We start from the raw sequence: 19,202 nt of genomic DNA on the forward strand, positions 1-19,202 counted from the left end.
ACCTAGGATTAGCTCATGAAGAGGACTTCACCGATTACCTCATGTCAGACTGGTAGTTTTCTCACAAAAAAAAGACCCCATAGGAGGGTCTTCAGCTACTTACCTTACTGAGAGACTAGAAGCCTTGCTGTGTCTGGTTTACGGGAATTACCACAATCGCTTTTTATACCTTCTTGCAGAGCGATGCAGTAATTCCAATCTCCTCAATCCTCCTATAACGTTTGTACAGTTGTTTTACAGCGATTTAGATAGATTTAATTCTATGCTGGAATAAGAAATACTCACTCAAAGTCTATGCTTTGGGGACACTCTCCTGTCCCGTACTACTCAAGCCATGCTCATAGCGACATATATTTGCCCTGTAAGGCGGGTTACCCTCTTAAATACACTATCGTACCAAGGGGTACTCTTTCGTGGAAATGCCCACACAGTAAGGGTTTCAGTTATTGCAATAATACAGAGTATATGACTTAGTAAAAGTTATAGATTTTCTGTTAGTAATAATCTTAATTTATATTCATCTCTATCCTTACCCCTAACTCTGGAATCACGACGTAAATCACGACGTAAAGCTCAAGTGCAGACACAAGCGAGCTATGACTGTACAGTGATCGTTAGTACCAATAATCACGATAAAAAAATAGTAACTACACTGACCTTGTTACGCCATTGAGTCCCAAAACTCTAGCCCTAAAGTCTAGGAAGGTCTCAATATCGATGGTTTGTTGCTCTTGTTTTTTCACAATCCGAATTGTTCCAAAGTGCTTAGTGACCTTGTTTAATTCTCCATCAAGTCTGGTGTCTCTCAAAAGCTTCAAGATTCCTGTGTAGGCATTTTTGAACCCTTTGGAGCAAATAGTTTGGGAGCCAGAAATTGAGACAATCAACTGACCCCAGTTACGGGTCAGTTCAGAGATGATGAGAACCATAGGGAGTGATAGAAAGGTATATATTTTGTCACCCCATGACCATGAGCAAGAAGAGAATTACGCCGGTTACTGGACTGAGTGAAGAAGATAGGGAACTTCTTTTGAAAATAGGAGAAGGAAAAATATCCAAAGGAGTGAGGATAGTGGCTGCCATCAGAACGAAGAATCCCCATCAAGTACATTTTACCTAATAGGGTTTGGCATATTTATTGGATGACTGATAAGCTCCTATGCGGTAGTGCCGTACAAGTGTACATTAGCATTAGGCTCCGCAGAGACAAGGTGATCTTCCAGGAAAAAACCAACGCCTTCTCTGTCATCAATCCACGCTTGAATCCTTGGGTCAGGGTGTAAAAAATGAGGGTCAAGCCTAATCCAGTAATCCCATTGCCTAGCAGCTCAAGGGGTGACAAGAAGGCTAAAAGCTAGACTTTATAAGGGATAGAGCCTGTAAACCAGAGTGAAAATTCAAGAACTTATGAGGTGTGGATTTCATCAATTGTTCAGCCAAATCAGACCAACATTGGAAGGAGTCAAGCCACAATAATCCATAGCATCCGATGTAAAAATGACTGTGATGTTTTACTTTACGTGAGCTTTCTGTGGCCCGGACAATATAGGAACAACCTTCTATTTTTTCCCAAGCTATGCCTTGTAAAGTTGCCCAAGTATAAGCCATAGCTATAACTAAAATAGTCGCTAACAACCGTTGGTCGTTGACTCGTGTATACTCCAAATTATAACCTCCGGTTTTACAATCTTTGAACATTGTTTCTATTCCCCATCTAGCGGAATAAAATGATAAGGCTAAGTCCATATCATCTCAACTGGTGAGGATAAACCAGGCTTCTTTTTGTCCCTTTCCTCTATACTTTCTTTTCCAATAAGCTGCTAAATTAAAGGACCCTAGCTTATGAGATTTACCACAATATACCTCTCGGTAGAATCGGCTAATTCCGGGTCTTATCTCTAGAGTCTCTAGAGACTGATACAAAGAAGAATTTTCGGCAATACAGGTCCTCTTTTTTTGACGAAGTATAAAGTCTACAGTCCTTGACCAGAGCCACTCCCCTAACTTTACGCTCTGAAATTCACGATCTCCTATTACTACTATTTTATACTCCTTTAGCCCCTCTAATACCGGGCTTAATACTCTTTGTTGTTCCTCTAGACTACTGCTTCCTTTTTTACTCAACATTTCCCAATATACCGGCAGGGCATGAGTCCCCCACACTAGACTTAGGTTCTTGTTCCTGGATTGGGTATAGCCGGCTTTGCGTAGCTTCTTTGACCTACGGTAACCAGGGATATTGGCGGAAATTGGGAGGTCTCTTTTCTAAAAAAGCTTGTTTGCCTTCTGCACCTTCCTCTGTCATGTAATAGAGTAAGGTTGCATTCCCCGCAAGCTCCTGTAGGCCTGCCTGTCCGTCACAGTCGGCATTAAAGGCCGCTTTTAAGCAGCGAATGGCGATCGGACTTTTTTGTAAGATTTCTTGTGCCCATTGAATCCCTTCTACTTCTAATTGTTCTACCGGAACCACATGATTGACTAAACCCATATCTAGGGCTTGTTGGGCTGTATACTGGCGACAGAGAAACCAGATTTCCCGTGCCTTTTTTTGACCGACAATACGGGCTAAATAACTGGCTCCAAACCCCCCGTCAAAACTGCCTACTTTTGGCCCTGTTTGCCCAAAAATGGCATTATCAGCCGCCAGAGTTAGATCGCAGATCAAGTGTAATACATGACCGCCCCCGATCGCATATCCGGCCACTAACGCGATTACCACTTTGGGCATCGACCGGATTAATCGCTGTAAATCGAGTACATTGAGGCGAGGTACACCTGCATCATCTACATAGCCTGCTGTACCTCGAACACTCTGATCTCCACCAGAACAAAAAGCGTATTTCCCATCCGTATGGGGGCCAGCCCCCGTCAACAAGACTACCCCAATTTGAGTATCTTCTCTTGCGTCGCAAAAAGCATCATAGAGTTCAAATACAGTTTTGGGACGAAAAGCGTTGCGTTTTTGGGGACGGTTAATGGTAATTTTGGCGATACCATCAGTTTTGTGATAGAGAATATCTTCGTAAGTTTTAACGCTTTCCCAGTTAACAGTCATAAATGCGATCGCACCTTATAATCAAGACTTAAGGATTTTACCCCATTCCCTAACCGATTCATGTGAGCGATAGCGAGTCATTGTAGTTGTGGTAGACCATAACTTTACTATAGCCCTCTTCTGTCACTTTTGGATAAAGGGGCGTGAAACCCTGATTCCTTCGTTAGCGATCGCGGGCTGTAATGACGGAAATTCGTTAGAATTTCCCAGAGTGACAGAAGAGGGATAGAAGCGCCCCACCTGGTTTTGACAGGGCTGTTTTTGAGCAAGCTTGCTTCTCTATTGTTTTACAATCACCAGAAATCACCCTCAAACCACCCTGCCCGATTGTGGCGAAGGTATTGAAAATGAAAACAGGGTTTCTAAAACTTCTTCGGGGGAATGATAGCCTAAACCATAACAAGCACGGTTACGCCAGATAATTGCTGGAAGATGTCCCACAGGTGCAGAGAGAGAAAACCGGAGTTGATTGGTGCTTAACCATTTGGACTGAATGCGCCAGCCGATGCGATCGCAAAATACCTCATAATGGCGATCGCACTCTTCCCAAATCCATTCCTGCACCCCAAACCCAAACCGACCCTCACTATACTCATACCACAGCCAATCGATCGTCTCCATATCCGTCCTCGGCAGCGCCTCCATCTCCTCCAGCCCCAGAGTGTCCCCCTCCTCATATCCCGCCAGCGCCAATAGCAATAACCACGTATACTCATTCGCTTCTTGCGAACTCCCTGCGCCCAGCAACGCCACCAGATGACTATAGTCCATCCCTACCTCAGACGGCCAAGGATTCGGCTCTGGAGTCCCCTGTAACTCTTGTAATTGAGCTAAAACCTCATACAAAAGGTTTCTCAACTCTTCCCGTTCCTGAGCCGCAATTTTGAGCTGTTCTTTCAACCCATCCGTGTCCTGCTCTGGACACATAGACTCATCAATCCAAATCGAACCATTCTGCAACTGTTCCCCCATTAACCGTCCCTGTTTCCACCAGCGCCAAGCCGTCTTATAGGAAACTCCCATCTGTTGGGCATAATTTGATAATGTTATTCGCCGTTGTTCTGTCACAAGCGATCGCCTTCCCCATTGAGCCAGAATTGATATTAAAATGATCTAAGAATGGGGAACAAAACTCAATGTACCGGTACAGTTCTGTAGAGTTACCACCAAAAATTTATGCAGAAGCCGTTCTGGTTTCGGCAACCGGAGAATCGCTGTTATCGTCTCCGACTCTGGTTACCAGTAAAAATGTGGCTCAATTTGATGCTGACCCTCGTTTACTCAAAGAAACAGAAAATCGTCTGCGAAACGCCAAATTTGAAGTCTTATCCGTGGGTCGCTCCTCCATTAGTATTGCCGGGCCGCCAGAATTATATCAGCAAGAATTTAATACCCGTCTGATCGCACGGGAGCGCCGGGTGAACAAAGGGTTTGCAGATTTCGCTGTGGGGACTTATCTGGACTCTTTGGACAATAAACCCAAAGGCGAAATTGATACCTCTAAAACGACTTGGGCAAATGAAGTGGCAGGTATTGCCATTAATGAGCCGATTTATTATGTCATTCGCCCCAATATTCCGGCAGCGTTTCCTCCTATCATCGATCGCTCCCGACATCTGCAAGTACCGGATGATATTGCCAAGGGGTTGAAGTGCGATCGCCTGCATCAACTCGGAATTACGGGTCAAGGGGTGAAAGTGGTGATGGTGGACTCCGGTTGGTACGAGCATCCCTTTTTCCGAAGAAATGGATACCGAGGAAAGGTGGTGTTAGCTCCCGGTTCATCGGAACCCGACAGAGACGATAACGGCCATGGAACCGGAGAGTCTGCCAACTTATTTGCCGTTGCGCCAGAGGTAGACTTTACCATGGTCAAGGCAGATGTGGCGCTGTATAAGCGACCGTGGCGGAATGTGAATGCGATCGATCGCCGCGTTGCGGGAGGCGATCGCCCTAAAACCCGATATCATTGTTTGCAGTTGGGGAAGCGACCAGAGAAGCCCTATTCTATCTCCTTCTAACAAAGTCTTAGCCAGCTTAATTGCCGATGCCGTTCGTCAAGGAATTGTGGTTATTTTCGCCGCCGGTAACGGTCATGATTGGGGATTTCCGGCGCAACATCCAGAAGTTATTGCTGCTGGAGGGGTTTATATGCCCCCAGATGAGTCTCGTCGGCACGAATTGGAAGCCAGTAGCTACAGCAGTGGGTTTATTAGTCCCGTATATCCAGGGCGCACGGTTCCCGACGTTTGTGGTTGGGTCGGCCATCTTCCTGACGGACAATACATTATGTTGCCTATTCCACCGGGGTGTACAACGGACGATGGACATGCCAGGCGGGGAGATGGGACCAATCCTGATGATGGTTGGGCGGCGTTTAGCGGCACCTCCGCCGCCGCTCCCCAATTAGCTGGGATTTGTGCCTTAATGAAACAAATCGACCGGAATTTATCTCCACAAAGAATTACACAAATTCTGGAGAAGACAGCCACTGATGTTACATTGGAATCAAAGACTTATCAAAGAGATCGGGTTGGCATTGGTCATGACATCCACACCGGACATGGTTTGGCCAACGCCTGGGAAGCCATTCGAGCTATTAAACCCAACGTAACAGAAAACCCTCCGCCCATTGCTACCCCTGCATCTACCCCACCCGTCATAACTCAGGCGGTTGGACTTCAACCCTCAAGTGTTACCTTATTTTCATCCCCATCTGAACCGACTGTATCACCCACTGTTCTATCTAAGAGGAAACTGAAAATGTCTGCTGATTATCCCAAGCTCAGAGAAAAGTTAGACGAGATTCGCAATGAGTTTGATGCCATCTTGAAGCGCAAGATTAAAGCGGGTGAAATTGAAGAAGTCGAGCTTTCTCTATCGGAGTATAGTTTTAGTTCGCGATCGCCAAGAACTGATAGTATTCTAGCCTTAGTTGCTTGTGTAAAAGAAATCGATCGCAGTCTGAACCATGAACCAAAAGATGACGATCTCGAAAAGGCAAAAGAGCGAGTCGTTGAAAATATATTGCTTGGGGTGAAAGCAGAACTGGACGCTGAGAGTTTAAAGAATACCGGCGATAAAAAAACATTAAAAGCAGCGTTACATACTTTAGTTGAACCTGCAAAAAGGAAAAGTTCTCCAAAAATCCAGAAACAACACATTTATGCAGCTAAGAGCTTGCTGAAAGTGAAAGAGTATCAAAAGCTGGCAACGCGAGTTCTCATTGCAGCCATGAATTCTGGAAATGCAAAAATTTCTGAAATGGCGACTGAAGCTTTAGGAGAATTTGAGTCTTGCTCTTGCGATCGTGAATTACTCAGTTATAGTGAATCTGAGACGAAACTGTTTCATTCTACTTGTGGTTGGTCAGGTCCAGAAGACCGGCCAACCAGTGTACAGTGTGGTGATATTAGATATGTAAATTGTCGTAAAGATCCATGAAACTAAGAAACAGATCTAGCCCCTTTTACTTGACTGGTCATGACACTTTGTAAGGTCATCTTCATTGATATATAAAGATACCCTTGAATCCTGGCAATCCCTATCAAACTCTATCCCAAGCTCTAGAGGAAGTTTTGAGCAACAAACTTTAATATTTCCTGAGCTTAAGTTTCCGTAGATTTTATTGGGATCTGCTAATTTCGATAAATCAGAATTAATAAAAATTGCACCCCCAAGTTTCTGGGTATTAAAGGAAGTTTTCTCTAGTGTAACATATTTGAAAATTGCTTGGTTTAAGTTAGCATTTTCAAAGTTGGCTTGATCGAGAGATGAATTTTCAAATACAGTATTTCTAAGATCTGCATCCATCAGTTTAGTCTGGTTGAAAGTGACTTGGGTAAAAGTAGAGTCTGCAAAAATACTTTTGCTTAGATCGGCTTGGGAAAAACTAGTGTTACGCCAATCTAATCGATTGTTAGACAAATCAATTCCCGATAAATTTTGGTTACAAAAGCTCATGTTTGAGGAATCTAATATGTCTCCAAAATTAGACCATAATAAATATTTAAGAAGATATTTACTCAAAAAGTTGCGACGACAAGATTCTTCCTGAACAGCCGTTTTAAATGTATAAAAGGCCAACTGTCTAATTCCCAAGTTTACCATACTAGCGATTAAGATCAATCCTACTGATCATGCGATCAATTGAATCGGAACCCTTTTGAAAGTATCGATATACTGTTTCTTTTGACTATCCTTGACAAACTCTTTGACAAACTCTGATAACTCTACTTCTGGATGGTCAGATTGCATCAACTCTTTAGCGTCTCTTAACCGTCGATCTTGCAGCAGATAACCGTTATTTCTGCCTTTATTTTCCCATTCCTTAGCCTCAGCTTCAATTTTCCGTGCCGCTCTAATCGCCTCGCGACTTTCGTCAATCCATTCTCTCAGTTGAGACCAATGCCGAATTAAGGCTTCATGGACAACTTCCACCGTTTCTTGGTCGTTTGTATTTTGACTCGTCACGACTAAGTGGTCATCGGCTAATTTCTTGACAAAATTCCAATTGGATACCCCAATTTCCGCTTGCGTGACCTGCCTGCGGGTGTCTCCCATTCCCTCTCCCGGATTGACTAACTTCAGAAAAATCCGTTGAGCAGCTTTGGTTTCTTCCGGACTCAGCTTGCTCAAAATGCGATCCGCGTGACGAGTTAAAGCGCCCTGAACTTTGCCAATTTCTTGATAAGCTTGATGGGTGATTTTCTGTCCTTTACGTCGCTTCCATAGTTCGGTGAGGGCAAACTCTAGTAACGGTAAATTTCCCGGTTCATCTTCCACATCATCCAGAATCGTTTCCACTAAACCCAGTTCAAAGGTTACTCCTAGTTTTTGCGCCGGTTTCTCAATGATATCCCGCAGTTGGGTATGATTCATGGCTCCCAATTTCATGTCATCCTTCAGCACTTGGGCAAAGGAGGCATAGGACAAGGCATTACCCAAGAAATCAGCCCGCATGGTGAGTACCAACACCAAGGGAGAATCGGAACTGGGAGTATAGATATTGTCAATTAAAATATCCAGAAATCGATGGCGAACTTTTGCGTCGGTACAGACGGTATACAGTTCTTCAAATTGGTCGGCAATTAAGAGGAGGCGATCGCCAGGATAATGGCGTTGAATTCTAGTAATCACATCCGAGAGCAAAATCTCCCCACTGCGGAGGGACTCAGCCAATTGTCTTCCCTGCTTCAGTTGTTCTGTTTCATCCGCATCAGGCACATACAGAGGAACCAAGGCCGTAGCCAGAGCATAAAATGGATCGGGAATATCCTGTTTATTGTCTTTGCGAATCACACCAGGGCGAAAATAAGTAAACTTCCAAGAGCCTTTCGCTTCAAGTTTCGGCACTAAACCCGCAAACACTACAGAAGATTTACCACTCCCCGACGCACCCAACAGGGGAATAAAATTGCGCGTTTGCGTGGCTTGATAAAGTGTTTCAATCGAATCATCCCGACCAAAAAAGTCTTCTGCATTGTCAGGAAGAAAATGCAATAACCCGCGATAGGGACAACGCAGGTTATCGGTTTCGGTTGCAGTAACTTCCTCGTTTGCGATCGCTGGGGGATGGCTGTAGAAATAATTGTAGATAATGTTGTGTTCGCCAATAGCCAACCCCTTGGCCTCGCCGACCTGGGAATTGTATCGCTCCCTTTCATCAGCCATCTTCTACAGTACCTCCAATCCACGTGCATAACTGCTGCCCCTGTGACGTTAATTATAGTGGGCGATCTCGGCGATCGCGCTATGATTACAAATTATCATAGGGTGGGCAAGAGAAGGCAGCAAAATGATTCAAATCCTACAAGCATACCCTGCCCACCTTTTCGTAGAATTGAAATGGATAGACTAGAGCAATACCGAGAAACCGTGAAAAAAATACTCGATGATTATGCTGCTATTCCCCATCCCTATGGAAAAATCAATAATCTTGTGATTGTCAGTGGCGATCGCAATCACTTTCTCCTGGTGAATGAAGGTTGGAAAGGCAAGAAACATATTCATCACCTCAGTACAGGACAAAAAACTTGAAAAGGATGCAAGGAGAGGGTTTGATGGAAGTTACCACAACAGCAATCAGACCCTCATGCAATACAGTAACGCGATTCGAGAGCAATTACGACCCCATCTCGGTTGGCATGGAGCCAGACTCTCTTTCATCGCCTTGTTCATTATCGCTCTGTTCCGAGCCAAAACCGTGAACTTAGCTGAACTGGCTACGGTCTGGGGCGGAAGAACAGCAGAAGCGTCGAACTATAAACGAATGCAGCGATTTTTCCGCTCCTTTGAAATCGAGATGGATAAGTTCGCACTCATGGTGATGAGCATGGCTCAAATCCCCCAACCCTGGGTGTTGAGCATTGACCGGACCAACTGGTCATTCGGCCAGACCCACTTCAATATCCTGATGCTCTCTGTGGTGCATGAGGGCATCGGCTATCCCTTGATGTGGACTATGCTCAAGAAAAAGAAAGGCAACAGTAATAGTGAAGAGCGTATGGACTTGTTGGAGCGCTTTTTGTTGCCCTCTTTCCTCAGGTAAAGATTGCCTACCTCACTGGTGACCGCGAGTTTGTGGGTAAGCCTTGGCTCTCGTTCCTGATGCTCTCAGAGCCAATTCCTTTCCGTCTGCGTATTCGCCAAACGGACAAGATTAGTCGAGGCAGGGGTCAACCGGCCATTGCTGGTGCTCATCTGTTTCGGTCTCTGGCTATTGGCTCCGAGCGGGTTCTGCGCGGACGACGCTCGGTTTGGGGTCGTGCTGTTTATGTCATTGGCCTGCGCCTTGACCCCAAACACAAGAAACACCAAAGCGATGATGATTTTCTCATTGTCATCACTGACCATGACCCCCACACAGCTTTGGCTGACTATGGTCGTCGCTGGGGAATTGAAACCCTCTTTACGGCACTCAAGACCCGAGGATTTTGCTTGGAATCGACTCATTTTACTGATCGCGAGCGTCTCTCTAAGCTTCTGGCTCTTTTAGCTCTAGCCTTCGTCTGGGCCATGAAGGCTGGAATCTGGCGACATGGTCAAAAGCCGATTCGTATCATTGAGGCTCATGGTCGCCGTGCCCGTAGTTTGTTTCGCTATGGTTTTGACCTCCTACGCCGCTTTTTCATTGACCCACTCTCTTTTTCTGGCTCTCTCTTTCAACCCATACAACTTTTGTCCTGTACTTAGATTCATCACTGTCTGGTTCATGCGGAAATTAAGCAGGGTAAAGTTTGGATACACTACGACGGCATAGAAGACAGCGTTACTGAGGAACTTGTGGCTGCAGGTATTCTCAAAACTGAGATTGTGTTAGCCTTTCACCCTCCTTATATTCGGGAGAAAACCGGTTATGCGCTTGCCTAAACCTCGAACTAGGGAACCTGCGGCTAGAAGATCGATCGAGTTTTGATTCAGTTCTTCTGAGTCAACAAAACTGGGTTTGTTGACTAATCCTTGGATTTCCCGTGGCCGCCGAAGCGGATGCCGATGAAGACATCGTAAAGGAAACTCCAGAAACTCTGTTTTTCTAGAAGTCCAAGGGTTTGGGTGCAGCCTTTGCGGTCTAATAGAGGTTTCATCACCTGATAGGTTTTTTCGTAGTAGTACCAGGGAATGGAGGGCCAAAGATGATGAACGAGATGATAGTTTTGACCGAAAATTAACAGATTCAGGATGGGACTCGGATAAACTCTGGCGTTTTTCCAACGAGCAGTTTCATGGAAGGGACGATGGGGAAGATAGTCGAAGAATAAGCCTAGGGCTAAACCAACAATACCACTGGGAACAAACCAAAAGTTGAGGATATAGTTCAGGAAACCCCAATGATAGGCGGCGGCAACGATCGCGACCATAAATAAGCGGCTGAGAAACCATTCGAGCAGCTCATTGTTTTTCCAGAGTTTGCGCTGGAAAAAGTAGACTTCATGGTAGAAAAAGCGGGCGTTAATCAGCCAGAGGGGGCCTCCCGTGGAGACAAAATGATCCGGATCGTTTTCGGGGTCGTTGACATTGATGTGATGCTCAATATGGACGCGGGTAAAGACTGGAAAGGCAAAGCCAAGCATGAGGGCGCTACCATGGCCCAGAATAGCGTTCAGGATGCGATCGCGGTGTGCAGCCTTATGGGAGGCATCATGAATAATAGTACCGGCTAAATGCAGCGCCAAGATACTCTCGATAAATGAGAGCCAATGGGGTAAACCTGCCCACCAATATCCCCACACTGACAGCCCAATTAGGATCAGAGCTGCCAAGAACATGATCACATTGAGATTGAAAAAACTCTCAGGTGGATGAAGCAACTCTTTGGGAACGGTCAGGGGTCTCTGTGCCTCCGACACCATCATGCGATTCGGTACTCCTTCGTTTCACTGGTACAAATAAGCCTTTGGGTAGTATAGAGGATGAGGGGGAAATAATAAAGTTTTGTAACATCAACTCATTTAATGAAACTGGGCAGGTATACCTCGATCGCCTTTATCTTAAGAACAGAGCATCAAAATGGATCTATGCTGATGAGCTTCTGGTTGTTCCTATTGCCGAGTGTATTCCTGACTTGGGGAAGTAGCGATCGCCTCTGGCAAGCCTATGCCCTCCGTCCCACTGAGATTTCTATCCTCGAGACTCAAGAATCGGAGCGTTCTGGATGGTTAGTCAAGCAAGGCGGGTTTTCCCAACCCGGTTTAACCCGCTTTACTCCCGCTAATTTTGGCTCTCAACGACTCAATGAGCATTTGGGTTGGTATTTGTATCAAGTCGCCTTATATGGGCCGCCTGATATTCTGATTGTGGGCAGTTCTCGCGCCCTGCAAGGGGTCGATCCGTTAGCCTTGCGCAAAGCCATAGGAGAGGGACAGCAAGGAGAGTTAAGCATTTATAATTTCGGCATTAATGGTGCAACGGTCCAAGTAGTGGATTTGTTAATTCGGGAAATTCTCACCTCCGATCAACTTCCCCGTCTCATTCTCTGGGCAGATGGAGTCCGAGCATTTAATAGCGGTCGTTCAGACCGTACCTATCAATCAATTATTGAATCTGAAGGGTATAAACTGCTCTTAGAAGGAGTACGCCCTAGTGTTCCCTTGCTTTTGCCAGATGCCGAGCAGTGTTATGACGTTCCGATACCCTTTGCCAGTTCAGAGCCATCGGTCTCATTAATTTCTAGTGTTCTCAGTTCTCCTTGTCTATTGCCCCCGGTTTCCGATCGCCATCAAGCTTCGATCTGGGAAAAAGCATTAGCCACCATTCAAGCAAACCGCACGTTGAGTGATTTAACGCCTTTGGGGTTTTTACCAGTTGACCAAGTCTTTAATCCCCAAACCTACTATACCCAGTATCCTCGCATTGCCGGACAGTTTGACGGGGACTATAGTGGATTCTACCTTCAGGGAGAACAGGCGATCTCCCTCGAGCAACTGCTCGCCTATACCCAAAGACGGCAGATTCCGTTAGTATTTGTCAATCTTCCTCTAACTGCGGACTATCTCGATCCAGTACGTTTGGCTTATGAACAAAAGTTTCATCAGGAACTCAATGGGTGGGTCAATCATCAAGGCTTAATGGCGGTCAATCTGGTTAGCCCAGAATTAGAGAAGCTCAAGAATCCCAAGTATTTTGCCGATCCGAGCCATATTAATCAATGGGGGGCGATCGCCGTTGCCCGTGAATTAGCCAAACGTGCTAACATTCCTTGGCCAAAACCTCAATCTAGGATGGAGACTGCCAGGTAACTATGAATATGAAATCGAGTAGTCCAGTCTACTGGTTATTTATATTTAGCCTCCTAGGGGCTGTTATCCTCTGGATACTCAGAGGAATTGGTCTATTGACGTTTATTCCTGGAGGAATTATAATCCTGCTGATCTGGACAGCGATCGCTGCCGGGATTCTCCAATTAAGCATTACCCGTTTCTAGAATCTTGTTACAAAACTTGATAATTTGAGGTCATTTACGCTATAATTTCCCCTCAGCATAAATAAGCATATATTCCTAAAAAAGATGAACACCTCTTCTACTATTGCCTTAGCTACCCAAAAAAAATCTGCATCCACCTCCGTTCAAGCGAAAGAATCCTGGAAAAAGATGCAAAATTTGTATCAGGCGGATCAACAAGTTAAGTATCTACATCTAGAAGCTGAGGTGGAATGCTTATTGCAGAAAATCCAACTAATGGCTCAGAAATAAACCCTCCCCCTAAATCACCACAGATTCTGTCTACAGAACTTAAGCAATATAAGCTTTTGCCTATTGCTTAGAGCCTAAAGCGTTATACTTTCTCAGGTAGCCCAAACCGCTGTAACTCCAACTGCTACCTGAGAAAAACAATGAGTTTATCATTACCCCATCTGATCCTAATAACGTGGAATTCCCTATGGCGTAATCCCTTGCGATCGGGCTTAACCTTGGTGGGAGTATTCATGGGTGTCTTTGCCGTTGATGCCACGTTGAAAGTCGGTACAATCTCTAGAGCCATCATGGAACAGGAGTTAGCCCAGCGAGAACCTCCACGGGTGGAGATCTGGAAAGGGGGAATGACACCAGAGGATGTAGCATTTATCGAGCAACGATTGAAAGGAGTAGAGGCGATCGGTACTAGACAGTTTATAGGGGGTGAAGTTTTCTTTGAAGACAAACAAGCTAATGCTCAACTGGCTGCTGTATCAGAGGATTTACTTTCCACCACAGGGCGACGGATCGTTCAAGGGCGAGCATTTACGACTAATGATTTTACTGAGTTTCGTTCTGTTGCCATTATCGATGAGTTTATGGCCGAGCAACTCTTTAAAGATCGAGATCCCATTAATCAACGTCTATATATCAATGGTAGACCTTATATCATTATCGGTATGCTTGCCAATCTGCCAGACAGTGGAGAGCGAGAAGGACTGGTGTTGATTCCTTCAATGCTCTATTTTGCTCTGACTGGTTCTCGAAGATTCCATAATTTGTTGATTCGTCCCCAAAACATAGAAGAGCTTGAGAAGTTAGAAAAGCAGATTAACGCTTTAGTCGAGCAACGATTTCCCCAACAATGGTTTTGGGTGGGGACGAATATCGATGAAATATTGGAACAACAAGCCACCTTAAAATTAGCATCCCAAGGATTAGCATTAGTGGGATTAATTGCTCTATTTGTAGGGGGGGTAGGGATTGCCAATATTAGCATTGCCTCGGTGATGGAAAGAACCGCCGAGATTGGGCTGCGTTTAGCGATCGGTGCAACGGAGCGGGATATTTTATGTCAATTTATTCTAGAAGCGACACTATTGAGTTTAGTGGGTGGGGTAATGGCGATCATAACCGTTCACGGTTTAACCCTGATTGTTGCCGATCAATTTAACTTACCCTACCGCTTCGATCCCCAAGTCGCTGGATTTTCCCTCACTGCAGCCCTAGTCGTGGGTATGAGTGCCGGTTTTTTCCCGGCTTGGCAAGCCAGTCAACTCGATCCTGTCAAAGCTCTACGAGCTTAATTGAGCTTTGACTTGACTTTAAACTAAAAATCGATAATAATAGAAGATCGGAGTGCTTAATCAGGTTACTGAAAAGCTCCCAAAAGCGGAACTGGCGGAATTGGTAGACGCGCTAGATTCAGGTTCTAGTGTCCGCAAGGACTTCGGGGTTCAAGTCCCCGGTTCCGCATCACATTATAACCTAGCTACACCAGGCAATTGAATCCCAAAGTTCTTGCGGACACTAGAGGGCTACACCTGATTTGCACCTAAACTCACCATAGCATTCCCAAAGTGAATGGGTGAAAGATAGGTCAAGCGAAATAGAAAGAGTTATGGATGAAAGCATTGCTATAGAATTTCATCAATATATCAGTCACATGACCATCACATAAGCATAATTTACAGAAACTATAAGACAGCCTTATGCAATTGACTTTGCTATGATACGTCACTTGAATCCTTAATCAACTAACTCACTCATCCAATACGAACATGAGCCTACTTGCTATTAAATTAAATAGGCGGCGCTTACGAAAGAATCAGCATTAGAGGGTGACCGAGATAATCAAGTTTTATCGTTAAAACCCCCTTCTGGTAATACTTTTAGGGTGACCGAAATCTTAGCGGCCCCCTTTCCTATAGCGCTGCTATCGAAAATTTAATCAACCCCCTCATACCGTCAACCCTTCCCTACGGCTCTCTTTGTTCGGGGTTGACGGTATTCGTTGAAGTTGATTCTGATTTTCCTGCAAGCGCTATAGGAGTGCAATCGTATGTGGGAGATACAACTATATCTATCCCTTTATGGGGGTATTGTGACCAGTTTTACCCTAAATATTTAGGGTAAAATTTTAGGGTAAATATTGACAACATACCTCTATACTAAACAGTAGGCACAAGATTTACACCGAGTAATAGCGGTATACGTTAGTCGCCTACTATCAGCATCATCCAAGTACCTTGCCTGTAACTCATCCCAAAGAATCAACACAGAATCAAAGGTACTGCCCTGGGCTTTATGGGTAGTCAATGCGTAGGCGTAGCCAATATCGTCAAATAATTGTGATTTCATCTTCCAGAAAGTTAGCTTACCGTCTCTGGAATCTGCCAATCTCTTCAAGAGCTTCTTGTACTCACCTGCCATTTCTTCATCTAGTACCCTAAGATTGTAGAAGCCGTATGGCAGTACCCAATATCTCCATTTATACTTATCCAATGGAGCGAGAAGTTCTTGATACTCAGGTAGAATTTCAGACGCAGTTGCCTCCTTGAGAGTCGCTGACTCTGTTAACGTAAATTCATCAGAGTTATTAAGAATTCTAACTGTAGCTCCACTACCGTCTAACGAACCCCTAGAAACGGGAGATTTAGCTATCAACCTTTCACCAACGTGATAGGGGGAATCATCGGCGTGAAGACCCCATAGATGTAGCCGAAACTGTTCGTTATATCGAACGCAAGACTTATTCGTATAAGTAAGAATCCGGAAATTATTAGGGTCTTCTGAGAAACGATTAGAAGCCTCCTTCAAAAGCTTTTTGACTTCATCCCTACCCTGTAGCCAAACGAGGGTCTCATCGCCAGAAAAGTTAGTCCTATTAATCTTTCTAGGGGATGTATTCCGTAGTTCGTAGGCTAGTAGTCCAACCTGCCCAGAGTAGCGCATAACCTCCGTTAACCTCCACGTATTGTCATCATCAATAAACTCCTCCAAGTCATCTACCGGTGGCGATTTCTGATTGATTGGTGACAACTGCGCGTTGTCCCCTACAAAGAGGATTTTACCGGAGTATTTAATAAGCAAGTCCTCTAAATCTTCTTGTCCAATCATCGAATATTCATCGACGATAATTACTTGGTATTGGTCTAACTCCTTTGGACTGACGATTAAAAACTCCTCCTCCATCTTCTGGTTATTTTCTACAGGCTGCTTGCCTAATGTTTGGGCAATCGTTAGAAACTGATATTCAATTAAAGGGTTATTGTCTGCTGACCCTTCAAAGTTACTCTTAAGTACCTTTAACGCTTTATTTGTTGGCGAACAGAGGAGAATTCTTAAGGGAGTTGTTAACGGTAGCGCCTGGATACAACGAGATATCGTATAGGTTTTTCCCGTACCAGCGTAGCCGACCAGCCGTTTTAGTATACAGTCTGGTGTAGATGATAGAATCCAGTTCTGAATTTCCGTATAGGCGATAGACTGTTCGTAGGTAAAATTCGACAGCTCTGATTGATTTTGATATGCTGCCTTCCTAGTCCTTAGTTCGTTAATCTCTTTTACGCAACGAAATATAATTCTTTCAATTAACTCCGTTAATTCCATTGTAAATTCATCGCCGACGTTATAAGCAATCTTCATTTGAGCTACTCCTGTTCTATATTGTGTAATAGTTTCTTCTGTGTCGTATTCCTTAGTAATAAAGGGAACCCATGATTCAAGAATGGAACACTGTCCAGAATCTCTGACTAGAACTCTACCGTCTAATGTTAAGCTGATAATTTCTCCACTACCTAAATAACAATCGTTAGCATCAAAAACACTAACTTTATTGTCGACACTAAAGACTTCCATCTCTCTTCTTCCAGATGATATTGTTGTTTGCCATCCCCTGGATATACCCCTCGTTGAACATGATATTTTTGATGTCAGAGGCTTTAGGTCTCTCTAATAATTCGTCTTGTTTAGATAGTAGGAGTTGGTTGAACTGCTTAATTTTGATGTAGGGTAAATCGTCAAGGTCTTTTAAGATATTTTTAATGACCCCTACCAAGGGATTGAATACTTCTATTGAGTCGTCTCTTTCATTCTCAAAAGCCTCTATTATTTTCTTTGGATTGTCGTAACCTAATATATTCAGTGCAGCGTAAATCCCCCTAAATTGTTGCACTCTAGCCTTTTCTATTTTGGGTCTAGTTCGAGCGAAATTTTTCCTGTGGTCAAGGAATTCTAAACATAGCTGTCTGTCTTCCCAGAATTTATTAAATTGATACTCCCAAGACTCTTCAGACCCTTCTAGGGATAATGGGTAAAAGTCATCGTCATTACACTTTTGGCAGTAGATAGTCAGCAACCTTCTTTCCACTTCCGAATCATCATTTATCCAGATAGAAGAATAACTTTTTAACCCAAAACAAGGATAACTAATATTCCCTCCCTCCGGACTGGCAACAGTGATAATATCGGTCGTTCTCGTATTTCCACCTAACCACACACTACGGTTGTAATCATCTCTGAAGAAGCCAGGGTCAAGGTTGTCAACTAATAACACAAAGTTCGTCTTCTCGTCCCAATCTTTAGGATTGGTTCCTTTATCAACCTCGTAAAATCGATTGCTTACTATTTCATTCCTCAATGATTTTGGACTTGATTTTTGATTCGTCATCTGCTTTATTCCTCTAATTATTTTCTGCGCCCTAATACTATCTGTTTTTCCCGTACCAGGTAACCCGTTAAAACATATAATTGGTGCTACCTTGATAAGTGGATGAGGAAGGATTGAGTAAGCGGTTACGATGGGTTTCACAATGTCGTCGTCAGCATATCGGGTTATCTTTTCCCACAGGGATTTAACGTTACCCAAGAAGTTTAATTCATCGTTCCAAACTTTATCGTCTGGGTTCTCGTCGTCAAATGCTTCAACTAATAGCTTATAATCCATTTTTAGTCACCTCTAGAAACAAAAATATCAACCGGAAGTTTCATCTCTTCCGGTTGATATTTAACGAGTAATTAAGGAGGAAATAATTAAGAGAGCAGGGTCTTAATTATTTCCCAAGGTTCTACATTTAATAACTTAGCTTTTTCTTCGATACCTGATTTCATCTCATCGTTAAAGCATTCATTAAAGCATTTCACTCTATCTTGAAAGACCTCGTAAAAGGTTTGTTGCCGAGAATAACCGCCGCCAGTTTTTTTCACTTCTTGGATGATAGAGGGGTCAATCAATTGGTCGGGAGCTTCACTTTCATCCCACTTAATAACGTGGTAGTCGCTGTGAACAAATCGCGCGCTTTCGATAATCTCATCGAGATAAAAATTACCGTCATCAACTTGAGTGATTTTAGCCTTATCGTAAAGACTAACGGTAGAGAGCAACTCAATCCAATCAAGGGAATTCAGGTAAATATTGAAGACCTCTTCTTTGCTGTACTCCTTACAGAAACCCTGCAAGAAGAATCTGCCTCCTTCAGATTGCAGTAATCCCACAACTTCAGCGATATATCGCCTTTTAAGTGCCATAAATAATCTTCCTCTTGAGAGTCTTCAGTAGCAAGGCTTTTAGTGACTTCATGCTGCTTTGGTCAGCCACCTGTTACAAGAACAAGTCAAGAAAGGAGCGAATAGCGTCCGCTCCTAGTTGCCTGTGTTCCGGAGTTCGATACCCCAATATGGCTACTTTCTTTGATTTGTAAACAACTGTGACGGTAGGGAGGAGAATGCTACACTCTACATCCTCATTCTCAATAATCTCTACCTTTTTTGGGTTAATTTTCATCTTTTTTTCCATTACTACAGGGTATTTGTTTGCCCTCAGTCCTCCCAAATCATTCGTGTTTGAACGTCAAGAATGATAATCTCTTCTCGCCTCCTGACTCTCATTGTTCGCGCTACTTTCTCTTTGGCTCCCTGGGAGGAATCAGCTTTTATCCAGAATCGATTCCCTTGGCAGTGAATAAGGTAGCG

General features: G+C 44.0%; 16 protein-coding genes, 1 tRNA gene and 2 pseudogenes. 10 read left to right on the top strand and 9 right to left on the bottom strand.

Annotated features, from left to right (window positions below):
- Positions 1-1,347: 1,347 nt before the first annotated feature.
- The 3 genes from AC3A14_RS18860 to AC3A14_RS18870 form a co-directional block, all read right to left on the bottom strand.
- Positions 1,348-1,698, bottom strand: coding sequence for a hypothetical protein (locus AC3A14_RS18860; protein WP_318734849.1), 351 nt, complete (start codon positions 1,696-1,698; stop codon positions 1,348-1,350).
- 523 nt (positions 1,699-2,221) lie between these two features.
- Positions 2,222-3,055 (bottom strand): 1,4-dihydroxy-2-naphthoyl-CoA synthase, encoded by an 834-nt coding sequence (gene menB / locus AC3A14_RS18865; RefSeq protein WP_318734853.1) that lies wholly within the window; start codon positions 3,053-3,055, stop codon positions 2,222-2,224.
- 309 nt (positions 3,056-3,364) lie between these two features.
- Complete coding sequence (locus tag AC3A14_RS18870; protein WP_318734855.1) at positions 3,365-4,123, bottom strand: GUN4 domain-containing protein; 759 nt, start codon at positions 4,121-4,123, stop codon at positions 3,365-3,367.
- Between the two features lie 68 nt (positions 4,124-4,191).
- Between AC3A14_RS18870 and AC3A14_RS18875 the strand changes: the two genes are divergently transcribed.
- Both AC3A14_RS18875 and AC3A14_RS18880 read left to right on the top strand, forming a co-directional pair.
- Positions 4,192-5,076, top strand: coding sequence for a S8/S53 family peptidase (locus tag AC3A14_RS18875; RefSeq protein ID WP_318734858.1), 885 nt, complete (start codon positions 4,192-4,194; stop codon positions 5,074-5,076).
- Positions 4,973-6,499 carry a S8 family serine peptidase gene (locus AC3A14_RS18880; protein ID WP_318734861.1) on the top strand — a complete coding sequence of 509 codons (1,527 nt, stop codon included), beginning with the start codon at positions 4,973-4,975 and terminating at the stop codon, positions 6,497-6,499. The genes AC3A14_RS18875 and AC3A14_RS18880 overlap by 104 nt, the downstream gene beginning before the upstream one ends.
- A gap of 15 nt (positions 6,500-6,514) precedes the next feature.
- On the opposite strand, the gene AC3A14_RS18885 is transcribed toward AC3A14_RS18880, so the two are convergent.
- Together AC3A14_RS18885 and AC3A14_RS18890 are read right to left on the bottom strand one after the other, a co-directional pair.
- Positions 6,515-7,141: a pentapeptide repeat-containing protein gene (locus AC3A14_RS18885; RefSeq protein ID WP_318734863.1), complete on the bottom strand. Its 627-nt coding sequence runs from the start codon at positions 7,139-7,141 to the stop codon at positions 6,515-6,517.
- Positions 7,142-7,192: 51 nt separating this feature from the next.
- Positions 7,193-8,728: an nSTAND1 domain-containing NTPase gene (locus AC3A14_RS18890; RefSeq protein ID WP_318734865.1), complete on the bottom strand. Its 1,536-nt coding sequence runs from the start codon at positions 8,726-8,728 to the stop codon at positions 7,193-7,195.
- Between the two features lie 174 nt (positions 8,729-8,902).
- Here AC3A14_RS18890 and AC3A14_RS18895 point away from each other — a divergent pair, with 174 nt between their 5' ends.
- From AC3A14_RS18895 to AC3A14_RS18905, 3 genes and pseudogenes are all read left to right on the top strand, one after another.
- Positions 8,903-9,094 carry an element excision factor XisI family protein gene (locus AC3A14_RS18895; protein ID WP_318734868.1) on the top strand — a complete coding sequence of 64 codons (192 nt, stop codon included), beginning with the start codon at positions 8,903-8,905 and terminating at the stop codon, positions 9,092-9,094.
- A gap of 55 nt (positions 9,095-9,149) precedes the next feature.
- Positions 9,150-10,249 (top strand): annotated as a pseudogene (locus tag AC3A14_RS18900) (IS4 family transposase).
- Positions 10,250-10,426: pseudogene (locus AC3A14_RS18905) on the top strand (element excision factor XisI family protein); the annotation flags it as partial.
- An 83-nt stretch (positions 10,427-10,509) separates the two neighbouring features.
- Here AC3A14_RS18905 and crtR read toward each other — a convergent pair.
- The gene (gene crtR / locus AC3A14_RS18910) at positions 10,510-11,409 is read right to left on the bottom strand and encodes a beta-carotene hydroxylase (protein ID WP_318734870.1); all 900 of its coding nucleotides are present in this window, start codon (positions 11,407-11,409) and stop codon (positions 10,510-10,512) included.
- Between the two features lie 99 nt (positions 11,410-11,508).
- Between crtR and AC3A14_RS18915 the strand changes: the two genes are divergently transcribed.
- The 5 genes from AC3A14_RS18915 (at position 11,509) to AC3A14_RS18935 (ending at position 14,705) form a co-directional block, all read left to right on the top strand.
- Positions 11,509-12,792 carry a hypothetical protein gene (locus tag AC3A14_RS18915; protein ID WP_318734873.1) on the top strand — a complete coding sequence of 428 codons (1,284 nt, stop codon included), beginning with the start codon at positions 11,509-11,511 and terminating at the stop codon, positions 12,790-12,792.
- Positions 12,793-12,794: 2 nt separating this feature from the next.
- On the top strand, positions 12,795-12,977 hold the full coding sequence (locus AC3A14_RS18920; protein WP_318734875.1) for a hypothetical protein: 183 nt from the start codon (positions 12,795-12,797) through the stop codon (positions 12,975-12,977).
- 84 nt (positions 12,978-13,061) lie between these two features.
- Complete coding sequence (locus AC3A14_RS18925; protein WP_318734877.1) at positions 13,062-13,247, top strand: hypothetical protein; 186 nt, start codon at positions 13,062-13,064, stop codon at positions 13,245-13,247.
- Positions 13,248-13,387: 140 nt separating this feature from the next.
- On the top strand, positions 13,388-14,536 hold the full coding sequence (locus AC3A14_RS18930; protein ID WP_318734879.1) for an ABC transporter permease: 1,149 nt from the start codon (positions 13,388-13,390) through the stop codon (positions 14,534-14,536).
- 85 nt (positions 14,537-14,621) lie between these two features.
- A tRNA-Leu gene (locus AC3A14_RS18935) sits at positions 14,622-14,705 on the top strand.
- Positions 14,706-15,395: 690 nt separating this feature from the next.
- On the opposite strand, the gene AC3A14_RS18940 is transcribed toward AC3A14_RS18935, so the two are convergent.
- The 3 genes from AC3A14_RS18940 to AC3A14_RS18950 form a co-directional block, all read right to left on the bottom strand.
- A complete protein-coding gene (locus AC3A14_RS18940) occupies positions 15,396-17,090 on the bottom strand; it encodes an ATP-dependent DNA helicase (RefSeq protein ID WP_487779106.1) in 1,695 nt (564 codons plus the stop codon).
- Complete coding sequence (locus AC3A14_RS18945) at positions 17,077-18,177, bottom strand: hypothetical protein (protein ID WP_318734884.1); 1,101 nt, start codon at positions 18,175-18,177, stop codon at positions 17,077-17,079. Before AC3A14_RS18945 ends, AC3A14_RS18940 begins: the two co-directional genes overlap by 14 nt.
- A gap of 86 nt (positions 18,178-18,263) precedes the next feature.
- Complete coding sequence (locus AC3A14_RS18950) at positions 18,264-18,758, bottom strand: hypothetical protein (protein WP_318734887.1); 495 nt, start codon at positions 18,756-18,758, stop codon at positions 18,264-18,266.
- Positions 18,759-19,202 lie beyond the last annotated feature (444 nt).

The sequence above is a fragment of the Roseofilum sp. genome, from assembly GCF_982964205.1.

Coding starts and splice junctions, on each gene's coding strand:
- AC3A14_RS18945 (WP_318734884.1), bottom strand. CDS start 18,177: ATGGATTATAAGCTATTAGTTGAAGCATTTGACGACGAGAACCCAGAC.
- AC3A14_RS18950 (WP_318734887.1), bottom strand. CDS start 18,758: ATGGCACTTAAAAGGCGATATATCGCTGAAGTTGTGGGATTACTGCAA.
- AC3A14_RS18930 (WP_318734879.1), top strand. CDS start 13,388: ATGAGTTTATCATTACCCCATCTGATCCTAATAACGTGGAATTCCCTA.
- AC3A14_RS18875 (WP_318734858.1), top strand. CDS start 4,192: ATGTACCGGTACAGTTCTGTAGAGTTACCACCAAAAATTTATGCAGAA.
- AC3A14_RS18915 (WP_318734873.1), top strand. CDS start 11,509: ATGAAACTGGGCAGGTATACCTCGATCGCCTTTATCTTAAGAACAGAG.
- AC3A14_RS18925 (WP_318734877.1), top strand. CDS start 13,062: ATGAACACCTCTTCTACTATTGCCTTAGCTACCCAAAAAAAATCTGCA.
- AC3A14_RS18860 (WP_318734849.1), bottom strand. CDS start 1,698: ATGTTCAAAGATTGTAAAACCGGAGGTTATAATTTGGAGTATACACGA.
- menB (WP_318734853.1), bottom strand. CDS start 3,055: ATGACTGTTAACTGGGAAAGCGTTAAAACTTACGAAGATATTCTCTAT.
- AC3A14_RS18940 (WP_487779106.1), bottom strand. CDS start 17,090: ATGGAAGTCTTTAGTGTCGACAATAAAGTTAGTGTTTTTGATGCTAAC.
- AC3A14_RS18920 (WP_318734875.1), top strand. CDS start 12,795: ATGAATATGAAATCGAGTAGTCCAGTCTACTGGTTATTTATATTTAGC.
- AC3A14_RS18895 (WP_318734868.1), top strand. CDS start 8,903: ATGGATAGACTAGAGCAATACCGAGAAACCGTGAAAAAAATACTCGAT.
- AC3A14_RS18880 (WP_318734861.1), top strand. CDS start 4,973: ATGCGATCGATCGCCGCGTTGCGGGAGGCGATCGCCCTAAAACCCGAT.
- AC3A14_RS18890 (WP_318734865.1), bottom strand. CDS start 8,728: ATGGCTGATGAAAGGGAGCGATACAATTCCCAGGTCGGCGAGGCCAAG.
- crtR (WP_318734870.1), bottom strand. CDS start 11,409: ATGATGGTGTCGGAGGCACAGAGACCCCTGACCGTTCCCAAAGAGTTG.